The organism is Achromobacter sp. 1014246743 (assembly GCF_059760725.1).
In genome coordinates this window covers 1-12,051 of record NZ_JCBANA010000040.1, presented here as the reverse complement: position 1 = coordinate 12,051, position 12,051 = coordinate 1, and the positions used below count along the sequence as shown (strand labels likewise).

General features: G+C 67.0%; 10 protein-coding genes. 9 read left to right on the top strand and 1 reads right to left on the bottom strand.

Features of this window, described 5'->3' with window-relative positions:
- Positions 1 to 83: 83 nt before the first annotated feature.
- The 6 genes from AC6LJ2_RS17655 to AC6LJ2_RS17630 all read left to right on the top strand — a co-directional run bounded on the left by AC6LJ2_RS17655 (position 84) and on the right by AC6LJ2_RS17630 (position 7,636).
- Complete coding sequence (locus AC6LJ2_RS17655) at positions 84 to 875, top strand: enoyl-CoA hydratase/isomerase family protein (RefSeq protein ID WP_445657190.1); 792 nt, start codon at positions 84 to 86, stop codon at positions 873 to 875.
- Between the two features lie 5 nt (positions 876 to 880).
- Positions 881 to 2,422 carry a malonate--CoA ligase gene (locus AC6LJ2_RS17650; protein WP_445657189.1) on the top strand — a complete coding sequence of 514 codons (1,542 nt, stop codon included), beginning with the start codon at positions 881 to 883 and terminating at the stop codon, positions 2,420 to 2,422.
- Between the two features lie 169 nt (positions 2,423 to 2,591).
- Positions 2,592 to 3,566 carry a Bug family tripartite tricarboxylate transporter substrate binding protein gene (locus tag AC6LJ2_RS17645; protein WP_025137875.1) on the top strand — a complete coding sequence of 325 codons (975 nt, stop codon included), beginning with the start codon at positions 2,592 to 2,594 and terminating at the stop codon, positions 3,564 to 3,566.
- 75 nt (positions 3,567 to 3,641) lie between these two features.
- Positions 3,642 to 4,142 (top strand): sigma-70 family RNA polymerase sigma factor, encoded by a 501-nt coding sequence (locus AC6LJ2_RS17640; protein WP_263912438.1) that lies wholly within the window; start codon positions 3,642 to 3,644, stop codon positions 4,140 to 4,142.
- Positions 4,067 to 5,098, top strand: a complete 1,032-nt coding sequence (locus AC6LJ2_RS17635; protein WP_498151831.1) for a FecR domain-containing protein — start codon at positions 4,067 to 4,069, stop codon at positions 5,096 to 5,098. Before AC6LJ2_RS17640 ends, AC6LJ2_RS17635 begins: the two co-directional genes overlap by 76 nt.
- 99 nt (positions 5,099 to 5,197) lie before the next feature.
- Positions 5,198 to 7,636, top strand: a complete 2,439-nt coding sequence (locus AC6LJ2_RS17630) for a TonB-dependent siderophore receptor (protein ID WP_498151830.1) — start codon at positions 5,198 to 5,200, stop codon at positions 7,634 to 7,636.
- Positions 7,637 to 7,722: 86 nt separating this feature from the next.
- On the opposite strand, the gene AC6LJ2_RS17625 is transcribed toward AC6LJ2_RS17630, so the two are convergent.
- Complete coding sequence (locus AC6LJ2_RS17625; RefSeq protein ID WP_263912366.1) at positions 7,723 to 8,679, bottom strand: aldo/keto reductase; 957 nt, start codon at positions 8,677 to 8,679, stop codon at positions 7,723 to 7,725.
- Between the two features lie 271 nt (positions 8,680 to 8,950).
- Here AC6LJ2_RS17625 and AC6LJ2_RS17620 point away from each other — a divergent pair, with 271 nt between their 5' ends.
- From AC6LJ2_RS17620 to AC6LJ2_RS17610, 3 genes are all read left to right on the top strand, one after another.
- A complete protein-coding gene (locus AC6LJ2_RS17620) occupies positions 8,951 to 9,922 on the top strand; it encodes an ABC transporter substrate-binding protein (protein WP_025137870.1) in 972 nt (323 codons plus the stop codon).
- Between the two features lie 388 nt (positions 9,923 to 10,310).
- On the top strand, positions 10,311 to 11,201 hold the full coding sequence (locus tag AC6LJ2_RS17615) for an ABC transporter permease (RefSeq protein ID WP_263912364.1): 891 nt from the start codon (positions 10,311 to 10,313) through the stop codon (positions 11,199 to 11,201).
- A 1-nt stretch (position 11,202) separates the two neighbouring features.
- Entirely contained in the window at positions 11,203 to 11,997 is a 795-nt protein-coding gene (locus tag AC6LJ2_RS17610) for an ABC transporter ATP-binding protein (RefSeq protein WP_263912363.1), read from the top strand.
- Positions 11,998 to 12,051 lie beyond the last annotated feature (54 nt).

Here is a 12,051-nt window from a genome sequence, read left to right as displayed (position 1 = left end):
CGGCCGCGCCGCCCGGCAATAAATACAGAAGAGCGCGGGCCTGTGCCATGCCGGCAGGTCTGCAGACAAACTCGGGAGGGGACATGACAGACGACGTGGCCGGCCGCGTGCTGCTGCAGCGCGAAGGCCATCTGGCCTGGGTGACGCTATCGCACCCGGGCCGCCTGAACGCCATCACGGTGGCCATGTGGCACGAACTGCGCGACGTGTTCACACGCATCGCGCAGGATGACGGGCTGCGCTGCGTGGTGGTGCGCGGCGAGGGCGGCAATTTCGCCGCGGGCGCCGACATCCGCGAATTTCCGGTCGAACGCGCCGACGCCGCGGGCGTGCAGCGCTATCACCGCGAGGTGCTGGCGCCCGCGCTGCGGGCGGTGGCCGAATGCCCGCAGCCGGTGGTGGCGCAGATCGAAGGCGTGTGCGTGGGCGGGGGCCTGGAAATCGCCAGCCAGTGCGACCTGCGCATTGCGGGGGAATCCGCGCGCTTCGGCGTGCCGATCAACCGGCTGGGCTTTCCCATGGCGCCCGATGAAATGCGCGGCCTGCTGGCGCTGGTGGGCCGCGCGGCCACGCTGGCCATTTTGCTGGAAGGCCGGGTGTTCGGCGCCGCCGAAGCCCGCGAACTGGGTCTCTTGACCCGCATCGTGGCCGATGTCGACGTGGCCGCCCAGGCGCGCCGCAGCGCCGAGCGCATCGCCCAGGGCGCGCCGCTGGCCGCCCGCATCAACAAGCGCCTGTCCGCCCGGCTGGCCCGCGGCGGCACCTTGACCGAAGACGAATACCAGGATTATTTCTCCTACGCCGACAGCCGCGACCACAAGGAAGGCGTGCGTGCCTTCCTGGCCGGCGTAGACCCTCTTTTTTCCGGAGACTGAATACGGTGAGCAACGCCAACCTATACGCTGTGCTGCAGGGCGGATTCCCCGCCAACCGCAAGCAGGTCGCGCTGGAAACGCCCGACCTTGAATACACCTGGGACGACATCGACCGGGCCACCGCCTGCCTGGCCAATCTGCTCAGCTCGCTCAAGCTGCCCGAAGGGGCGCGGGTGGCGGTGCAGGTCGAGAAATCGCCCGAGGCCCTGCTGCTGTACCTGGCCACGCTGCGCGCGGGGCTGGTGTACCTGCCGCTGAACACGGCCTATCGCGAAGCCGAGATCGAGTACTTCCTGGGCAATGCCGAGCCCGCCGTGGTGGTGTGCGCCAGCAAGAACCGCGACTGGGTGCAACGCGCCGCCGACAAGGCCGGCTGCGCCCATGTCTATACGCTGGACGAAGACCGCAGCGGGACGCTGCTGGATGCCGCGGGCGGCCTGCCCCAGACGTTCAAGACCGTGGCGCGCAAGCCGGATGACCTGGCTGCCATTCTGTACACGTCCGGCACCACCGGCCGCAGCAAGGGTGCGATGCTGTCGCATGGCAACCTGGCGTCCAACGCGCAGGTGCTGCACAAATATTGGGGTTGGCGTTCGGACGACGTGCTGCTGCACATGCTGCCGATCTTCCACGTGCACGGCCTGTTCGTGGCCTCGCACGGCGCCTTGCTGGCCGGCGCCAGGATGATCTGGCTGCCCAAGCTGGATGCCGACCTGGCGCTGCGCTACCTGCCGCAAAGCACGGTGATGATGGGCGTGCCCACCTATTACGTGCGGCTGTTGGCCGACAAGCGCTTCAACCGCGAACTGTGCGCCAACATGCGCCTGTTCATCTCGGGGTCGGCGCCGCTGCTGGCCGAGACGTTTTCCGATTTCGCCCAGCGCAGCGGCCACGCCATCCTGGAACGCTATGGCATGAGCGAGACCGTGATGCTGACGTCCAACCCCTACGATCCGGCCGATGGCGAGCGCCTGGCCGGCACCGTGGGCCGGGCCTTGCCGGGCGTGCAGGTACGGGTGGTGGACGACGCCGGCATTGCGCTGGCGCCGGGCGAGATCGGCAACGTGCAGGTGCGCGGCCCCAATGTGTTCTCGGGCTACTGGCGCATGCCGGAAAAGACGCGCGAGGAATTCACCGCCGATGGCTGGTTCAAGACGGGCGACGTCGGCCGCTGGGGCGGCGAATCCGCGGGCCGCGACGTACCGGCCGACTACCTGTCGATCGTGGGCCGCAGCAAGGACCTGATCATCTCCGGCGGCTTCAACGTCTACCCGAAAGAAATCGAAACCCTGATCGACGACATGCCGGGCGTGGCCGAATCCGCCGTGATCGGCGTGCCGCACGCGGACTTCGGCGAGGCGGTGGTGGCGGTGGTGGTGCCCAAGGAAGGCGTGTCGCTGGACGCGGCGGCGATGCAGGCCGAACTGAAGGCGCGCATCGCCAACTTCAAGGTGCCCAAGCGCCTGCACATCGTTGACCAATTGCCCCGCAACACGATGGGCAAGGTGCAAAAGAACGTGCTGCGCGAAACCTATCAAACGCTGTAGCGCCGCGACACCGTGCCGGTCCCCAGGGACCGGCATTTTTTTCAAGGAGCCCGATCCCCACGCCAGTCCACAACATCCCCGCAATACCCTGGCAGCACCCGATCCAGAAAACACAAGAGACGAGACGCGGGAAACGCGCCGTCCCCACGCTGCAGCAAGAGGAGACAATATGAAATACCGCATACTCGCCACGGCCTTGCTGGCCACGGCGGCCGCAGGGTTTGGCGGCGCCGCCGGCGCCGCATCCTGGCCGGAACGGCCCATCACGCTCATCGTGCCTTTCCCCGCGGGCGGCGGCACGGATACCTTTGCCCGCCCGCTGGCCCAGCAGCTCACCCTGCAAATGGGGCAGTCCGTCGTGATCGACAACAAGGGCGGGGCGGGCGGCACCGTCGGCGCGGGCGTGGCGGCCAAGGCCCGGCCTGATGGCTACACGTTCTTCATGGGCGGGGCGCACCACGCATTGGCGCCGTCGCTGTACAAGAGCCTGAACTACAACATCCAGAAAGACTTCGTGCCCGTCGCGCTGGTGGCGCAGCCGCCGCAGGTGGTCGTCATCAACGCCACCAAGCTGCCGGTCAAGACGGTGCAGGAATTCGTCGACTACGCCAAGAAGCACCCGGGCGAGATCAACTTCGGCACCGCCGGCAAGGGCAGCACGCACCATCTGGCCGGCGAATTGTTCGCCATGCAGACCGGCATCAAGCTGGTGGACGTGCCCTACCAGGGCGCCGGCCCCATGCTGACCGCGCTGATCGGCGGCCAGGTGGACCTGGCCTTCGACGGGCTGGGGTCTTCGTCCGGCCACATCCGCTCGGGCACCATCAAGCCGCTGGCGGTGGCCGCCGACAAGCGCTCGCCGTCGTTGCCCGATGTGCCCACTGCGGCCGAAGCCGGCGTGCCGAACTACGTGGTGTCGACCTGGTACGCGATCTGGGCGCCCGCCGGCACCCCGCCCGAGGCCGTGGACCGCATGACGGCCGAAATCACCAAGGCCCTGAACGCACCCAAGATCAAGGAAACCTGGGAAAGCAACGGCTCGTCGGTGCCGACGCTGACGGGCGCCGAGTTCGGCAAGTTCGTCGACAGCGAAGTCTCGCGCTGGGCCAAGGTGGTCAGCGATTCGGGGGTGAAGCTGGATTGATGGTCGGGCGGGCCGGATTGGATTACAATTGATAACTATTATCATTAATGAATCCACCCGGTCCGTCGCATGGCCATGCATCACAGCGGTTCTCAAGCGCCTGTCGAGGGGCTTTACCAGCAGCATCAGTCCTGGCTGCGCGATTGGCTGCGGCGCAAGACCGGCTGCCCGTTCGATGCCGCCGACCTGACGCAGGACACCTTCCTGAAAGTGCTGCTGCGGGCCGGCGATGCGCGGGCCTACCGCGAGCCGCGCGCCTACCTGGTCACCATCGCCCACGGCCTGATGGTCAACCTGTTCCGGCGCCGCGACATCGAACGCGCCTATCTGGACACGCTGGCCGCCCAGGAAGACGGGCTGTCGCCGTCGCCCGAACGCCGTGCGCTGGCGCTGGAAGCGCTGATCGAAATCGACCGCCTGCTCGACGGCCTGCCGCCCAAGGTGCGCCGTGCCTTCCTGTTGTCGCAACTGGAGGGGCTGCGCCACGCCGAGATCGCCGAATGCCTGCAGGTGTCGGTCAGCTCGGTGCGGCAATACCTGGCGCGCGCCATGCAGCATTGCCTGACGGCGTGGTGAGCGGCCAGGTGGGCAGGCTGTCCGACGATGTGATCCGCGAGGCCAGTCTCTGGTTCGTGCGCCTGGGCGCGGACGATGTCGGCGCGGCCGACACGGCGGCCTGGCGCCGCTGGGTGGACGCCAGCCCGCAACACCGCGCCGCCTGGGATCGGGTCGAGCAACTGGGGCGCCAGTTCGGCCAGGTGGACCGCCAGGCCGGCATTGCCGCACTGGACCGGCCGCGTTCGCGCGGCCGTCGCCAGGCGCTCAAGGTCCTGTCGCTGGCGCTGGGCGCGGGCGGCCTGGCCGCCACCGGCCTGCAATGGCAGACCTGGACGGCAGCGCTTTCCACCCGCGTGGGCGAACGCCGCAGCGTGGCGCTGGACGACGGCAGCGTGCTGACCCTGAACACCGACAGCGCGGCCGACGTGCGCTTTACCGCGACCGAACGGCTGGTCATCCTGCGCCGTGGCGAACTGCACCTGACGTCGCGTCCGGACGCACGCCAGCCGCCGCGGCCGCTGCGGGTGGTGACGCCGCTGGGGCAGGTGACTGCGCTGGGCACGCGCTATACCGTGCGGCTGCTGGACGGCCAGGCCTGGACGGCCGTGACCGAAGGCGCCGTGCGCATCCAGCCCATCCATGCCAACGCCGAGGCGGCAGAAACGGTGCAGGCCGGCTTTTCCGCCTATTTCGACGGCGGCGCGGTGCAGCCGGCCCGCCCGGCGCCGCACGCCGCCGCCTGGGTGCAGGGCGCGCTGTATGCCGACAACATGCGGCTGGACGATTTCATCGACGAACTTGGCCGCCACCGGCCCGGCCGGCTGGCCTGCGATCCGGCGGTGGCCGGGTTGCGGATTTCCGGTTCGTTCCCCCTGGGCGACACCGACCGCATCCTGGCGGCGGTGGAGCGCGCGCTGCCGGTGCAGGCGCAGCGCTATACGCGGTATTGGGTGACGCTGCGCGCCAGGCCATAGGGCCGTTAGAAAAAAATCTCAGGCGGGACTGTCACTTTCGCGGTTTCGATTGGCATACGGGTGTAGCCCCGACTTTCTTTGCCTGGAACCCCGACCATCATGTCTTTGCCGTTTGCCCCTTCCCATCCCGCCGCGCCGGCCAGCCTGCGCACGAAGGCGTTTGCCGCGCTGGTGCTGGCCGCCCTGGCCGGCGGCGCCCTGGCCCCGCAAGCCGTGCAGGCGCAGGCCGCACCGCCCGCCGCAGCCGGCCGCGTGGTCGATATTCCCGCCGGGCCGCTGGGCGCGGCGCTGGCTGGTTACGCGCAGCAGGCGCGGGTGCTGCTGTCGTTCGACCCCGCCCTGACCGAAGGCCTGCAAAGCACGGGTCTGCAGGGCGCTTACGGCGTCGAGCAGGGTTTCGCCGCGTTGCTGGCCGGTACCCCGCTGGAAGCGTTGCGCCGGGGCGATGGCGATTATCTGCTGCAACGCACGGGCCATCAGGCCACGCAACTGGCGCCGGTGCTGGTGCTGGGCGCGGGCGCCACGACTGAAGGGTCGGGCCTCTACACCGCCGACTGGATGCGCTCGGCCAACGGCCTGGTGCTGTCGCAGCGCGAAACGCCGCAATCGACCAGCGTGCTGACGCGCCAGCAACTGGATGACCGCTCGATCACCAGCGTGCGCGACGTGATGGAAAACGCCACCGGCATGAACGTGCAGCAGGCCGAATCCGAACGCCTGACCTACTATTCGCGCGGTTTTTCGCTGGATACCTTCCAGTTCGACGGTGTGGTCAAGCCGCTGAACGGGCTGTACCAGTTTGGCGACGGCAACCTGGACCCCGTGATCTACGACCACGTGGAAATCATCCGCGGAGCGACCGGCCTGATGAGCGGCACCGGCAATCCGGGCGGCTCGGTCAACTTCATCCGCAAGCGGCCCACGCGTGAATTCCAGGGCATTGCCAAGATCGCGGCCGGCACCGAAGACACCTATCGCGGCGAGATCGACCTGTCCACGCCGTTCAACGACTCCGGCTCGGTGCGCGGCCGCCTGGTGGGCGCCAAGGAGCGCCGCGGCGACACGATGGACCTGTACAAGAAAAAGCGCGACGTGCTGTACGGCATCATCGAGGCGGACGTAGCCGAGGCCACCACGGTCAGCGTCGGCGGCTCGGTGCAGCGCACCCGCCCCAGCGGGATCAGTTGGGGCGGCCTGCCCGCGCTGGACGCCAACGGCAAGCCCATCGATTGGCCCAAGGGCCAGGCCATGGGCGCCAAGTGGTCGCGCTGGGACACCGATTCGCATGAGTATTTCGCCCAGGTCGAGCACGGCTTTGCCAATGGCTGGAATGCGCGCCTGTCGTACACCCGGCTGGAAAACACCTTCAATGCGCCGCTCTTGTTCACGTCCGACGTGCCGCTGACGATCGACGGCTTTTCCTCGCCGCCGCTCTTGCGCAAGTTCAAGGGCGGCAGCGACCAGGACGTGTACGGCGGGTCCATGGACGGCGGCTTTGACGCCTTTGGCCGGCGCCATCAGTTCAACCTGGGCTTTTCGCATTCGGTCATCAAGGCCTGGAACCAGAGCTGGGACACCAGCGACCAGGCCAGCTATCCGATTCCCGACGTGAAGCACTGGACCGGCGACTGGCCCTCGCCCAACTGGGACATCCTGGCGCTGTCGCAGACCCACCGCGACAAGCAGACGGGCGTGTACGGCACGCTGCGCCTGGGGCTGACCGACAGCCTGCACCTGTTGACCGGCGCGCGCTGGACCCGCTGGGAATCCACCGAGACCAGCGGCGGCGTGACCGGCTATTCGCATACGTATTCCGAGGTCACGCCCTACGTCGGCCTGACCTACGACCTGAACGACACCTATACGGCCTACGTCAGCTACACCAACATCTTCCAGCCGCAGATGGTGAAGACGCGGGACTGGAGCATGGCGGGCCCGGCCTATGGCCACAACTACGAGGCCGGCGTGAAGGCCTCGTACCTGGACGGGCGCCTGAACGCGTCGGTGGCGGTGTTCCAGACCGACCAGAAGGACGTGGCCGAGTACGGCGGCTATGACTATGCGCACGACGACGGCTGGTACGACATCCTGGACGGAACCCGCACGCGCGGCTTCGAAGCCGAACTGGCGGGCGAGGTCATGCCGGGCTGGAACGTGTTCCTGGGCTACACCTACCGCCAGTCCAAGGACAATGCCGGCAAGAAGGTACTGACCACCCAGCCCGAACAACTGCTCAAGCTGAGCACCGCCTACCGCCTGCCGGGCGCATGGAACAAGCTGACGGTGGGCGGCGGCGTGCGCTGGCAGAGCCAGACCAGCGCGCAGACCTATTACGGCCTGCAGTCGGGGGCGATCGTGCAGAAGCCCTATGCCTTGTTCGACCTGATGGCGCAGTACAACTTCAGCGACAGGACGCAGGTGCAGTTGAACGTGCGCAACCTGGCGGACAAGAAGTACTACCGCTCGATGGGTTTCTATAACTCGGTGTTCTACGGCGAAGGCCGCAGCGCGCTGGTGACGTTGACGCAGCGCTTCTGAGGCCGCTCCGTTGAGGGCCGCGCGCCGCCAGGCGCGCGACCATGAGGACCGCTGCGGGCCGCCGCCCGAACCGGCCCTGCCGCCTGTCAGCGCCAGTCGCTGGCCAGGCTGAGTTTCGCCAGTTGGTCACGCGTCAGCGTCAGGCTGGCTGCTTTCACCAATTCTTCCAGCTGCGCCAGCGACGTGGCGCTGACGATCGGCGAGGTGATGCCCGGCTGCGCGATCTGCCAGGCCAGCGCCGCCTGCGCGGGCGTGCAGCGGGCGTCTTCGGCCACCTCGTCCAGCGCTTTCAGGATGCGGTAGCCGCGGTCGTTCAGGTAGGTGTCGACGATCTTCTTGCCGCGCGCGCTCTTGCCGACGTCGGCCGGGCTGCGGTACTTGCCGCTGAGAAAGCCGCTGGCCAGCGCGTAGTAGTTGATGGTGCCCATGTCCTGCGCTTTCACCAGCGCCTGCAAGCCGGCCTCGAAGGGCTCGCGGCTGTACAGGTTGTATTCGGGCTGGATGCTTTCGTAGCGCGGCAGGTTATGCCGTTCGGCCGCGATCAGGGCTTCTGACAGGCGCACCGGCGTGTAGTTGGAGGCGCCGATGGCGCGCACCTTGCCGGCTTCGATCAGTTTGGCGTATTCGCCCAAGGTGTCGGTCAGCGGGGTGTCGGGGTCGTCCTTGTGCGACTGGTACAGGTCGACGTGATCGGTCTGCAGCCGCGCCAGCGAGGCGTCGATCGACCGCCGGATGTACGCCGGCGCCAGGCCCTTGGCGTCCGGGCCCATTTCCATGCCGACCTTGGTGGCGATCAGGATCTTGTCGCGCTTGCCCGAGCGCTTGAGCCATTTGCCGATCAGGGCTTCGGATTCGCCGCCCTGGTTGCCGGGCACCCAGCGCGAATACACGTCGGCCGTGTCGATGAAGTTCAGGCCCGCGTCAACCAGGGCGTCCAGCAGCGAGAACGTGCCGGCCTCGTCGACGGTCCAGCCGAAGACGTTGCCGCCGAAAGTCAGGGGAGGGATCTGCAGGCCGGAACGGCCCAATGCGCGTTTGATCATGGTAAGGCCTTTGGGTGGCGCCAATCAGGTACCGCGACGACTATGTCGCGGATGTCGTGTCGCGCGGGGGCGGCGCTTTTAGTATATTGGCGCCGCTCGCCCCGGCATGGGGCAGGCGTGCTGCGCATGCACCATTTCAGGGATTCCCCCCAAGTTAATTTGTATTGCGACACGTTAGACTATACGGCTTTACGGCTGGACCGGAACCGCAGGGAAGCCTGCGGTACAGCCGTAACAATGAACAAATACCAAGGGTTCAAGGAGCTTATCTATGCTGATCGGGAAAAAACATTTTCTGACGGTTGGCGCCATGGCGCTGGCGATGGCTATCGCCGCGCCCGTGTCGGCGCAGCAGAAGTCGGTGGCGGTCACCGCCATCGTCGAGCATCCGGCGCTGGATGCCGTGCGTGACGGGGTGCAGGACGCCCTGAAGGCCGCCGGCTACGAGCCGGGCAAGAACCTGAAGTGGCAGTACCAGAGCGCGCAGGGCAATAACGGCACCGCCGCCCAGATCGCCCGCAAGTTCGTCGGCGACAAGCCCGACGCCATCGTTGCCATTGCCACCCCGTCGGCCCAGGCCGTCGTGGCCGCCACCAAGGACGTGCCGGTGGTGTATTCCGCCGTGACCGATCCGGTTGCGGCCCAGCTCGTGTCCAGCATGGACGCCTCGGGCACCAACGTGACGGGCGTGTCGGATCTGCTGGCGCTGGACAAGCAGGTCGACCTGATCAAGAAGATCGTTCCCAACGCCAAGCGCGTCGGCATCGTCTACAACCCGGGCGAGGCCAACTCGGTCGTGGTGGTCAAGAAGCTGCAGGAAATCCTGCCCAAGTCGGGCATGAGCCTGGTCGAAGCCGCCGCCCCGCGTTCGGTCGACGTGGCGTCCGCCGCGCGCAGCCTGATCGGCAAGGTCGACGTCATCTACACCAACACCGACAACAACGTGGTCTCGGCCTACGAGTCGCTGGTGAAGGTCGGCAACGACGCCAAGATCCCCCTGATCGCCTCGGATACCGACAGCGTCAAGCGCGGTGGCATCGCCGCCCTGGGCATCAACTACCGCGACCTGGGCGTGCAGACGGGCAAGGTGGTGGTGCGCATCCTGAAGGGCGAAAAGCCCGGCGCCATCCCGTCCGAAACCATCAACAAGCTCGAGCTCTACGTGAACCCGGGCGCGGCCGCCAAGCAAGGCGTGACGCTGTCCGACGCGGTCATCAAGTCGGCCGCGGTGGTCGTGAAGTAAAGTATCGGCTGGTTCGCCCCGCTCGTGCCTACCCGGCGCGAGCGGGGCTTGTTTTTATCTTGTTTTCTTGTTTGCCCGGCCGACAGGCGGGGTCCACAGGGCGGCAGCATCCACAAGGTGCGCGCGGCCCGGCGCGATGGCGTTGGTCTTGAACGGCATGTCGGCTGCTGGCCGCCACGCTGCGTTTTGCTCCCCCGGAGCGTCCATCAAGCAGCCCGCTTGCGGCCCTGGCCGCCAAGCCTGGCGACGCCTTGGCAGGAATCGAGAGAAAATCACGCGGCAAGAAACGTTTATTGCAAAAGCTCGGGTAAAACTGATGCCGAAACGCAAGAAGTTGGACGTTTCAAATCTCTAATATGCTCGTTCCTTACCTGATTGGATTTGACCCATGTCATTGTTCTCGTTGTTAGGCGCACTGGAGATCGGCCTGATCTTCAGCCTGGTGGCCTTGGGCGTGTTTATCTCCTTTCGCCTGCTGCGCTTCCCGGACCTGACCGTTGACGGCAGCTTTCCGCTGGGCGGCGCCGTCTGTGCCACGCTGATCGCCTCGGGCACCGACCCGTTCGTCGCCACCATCGCGGCCACCTTTGCCGGCGCGGCTGCCGGACTGGTCACCGGCTGGCTCAACGTCAAGCTCAAGATCATGGATCTGCTGGCCAGTATCCTGATGATGATTGCGCTGTACTCCGTGAACCTGCGCATCATGGGCAAGCCCAACGTGCCGCTGATCACCGAACCCACCGTCTTCACCATCCTGCAGCCGGGCTGGCTGTCGGACTACGTGGCGCGGCCCCTGATCCTGGTGGTCATCGTGGTGCTGGCCAAGCTGGCGCTGGACTGGTTCTTCGCCACCCAGACGGGTCTCGCGGTGCGCGCCACCGGCTCGAACGGCCGCATGGCCCGCGCCCAGGGCGTGAACACCGGCCGCATGATCCTGTTCGGCATGGCGCTGTCCAACGCGCTGGTCGCCATGGCCGGCGCGCTGTTCGCGCAGACCCAGGGCGGGTCCGACATTTCCATGGGCATCGGCACCATCGTCATCGGCCTGGCCGCCGTGATCGTGGGCGAAAGCATCCTGCCGTCGCGCAAGCTGGTGCTGGCCACGCTGGCCGTCATCATCGGCGCCATCGTCTACCGCTTCTTCATCGCGTTGGCTCTCAACAGCGATTTCATCGGCCTGAAGGCGCAAGACCTGAACCTCGTCACCGCGGTCCTGGTCACCATCGCCCTGGTCATCCCCATGCTCAAGCGCCGGTTCCTCGGCAAGAAGGGGCGCTGATATGCTGTCCGCAAAAGACCTCAAGATCACTTTCAACGCGGGCACGCCGATCGAAACGCGCGCGCTGCGCGGCCTGTCGCTCGACATTCCCGAAGGCCAGTTCGTCACGGTCATCGGCTCGAACGGCGCGGGCAAGTCGACCTTCCTGAACGCCGTGTCGGGTGACCTGCCCATCGATTCGGGCAAGATCGAAATCAACGGCGTGGACGTCACGCGCCAGCCCGTCTGGGCCCGCGCCGGCCGCGTGGCCCGCGTGTTCCAGGACCCCATGGCCGGCACCTGCGAAGACCTGACCATCGAAGAGAACATGGCGCTGGCGCAGCTGCGTGGCGCGCGTCGCGGCTATGGCCGTGCCGTCAAGGCCTCGATGAAGGACGGTTTCCGCGAACGCCTGGCCACGCTGGGCCTGGGCCTGGAAAGCCGCCTGGCCGACCGCATCGGCCTGTTGTCGGGCGGCCAGCGCCAGGCCGTGAGCCTGCTGATGGCCGCGCTGCAGCCTTCGCGCATCCTGCTGCTGGACGAGCACACCGCCGCGCTCGACCCGCGCACCGCCGACTTCGTGCTGCAACTGACGGCGCGCATCGTGGCCGAAAACAAGCTGACCACCATGATGGTCACGCACAGCATGCGCCAGGCGCTGGACGTGGGCGACCGCACGGTGATGCTGCACCAGGGCCAGGTGGTGCTGGACGTGTCCGGCGACGAGCGCCGCGGCATGGACGTGCCTGATCTGCTGGCCATGTTCGAGCGTGTGCGCGGCGAAAAGCTGTCGGACGACGCCTTGTTGCTCGGCTGACCGTCGCGCCGACCCGGTCGGCAAAACGCCCGCTGCAAGCCTCGACCCGAGGCC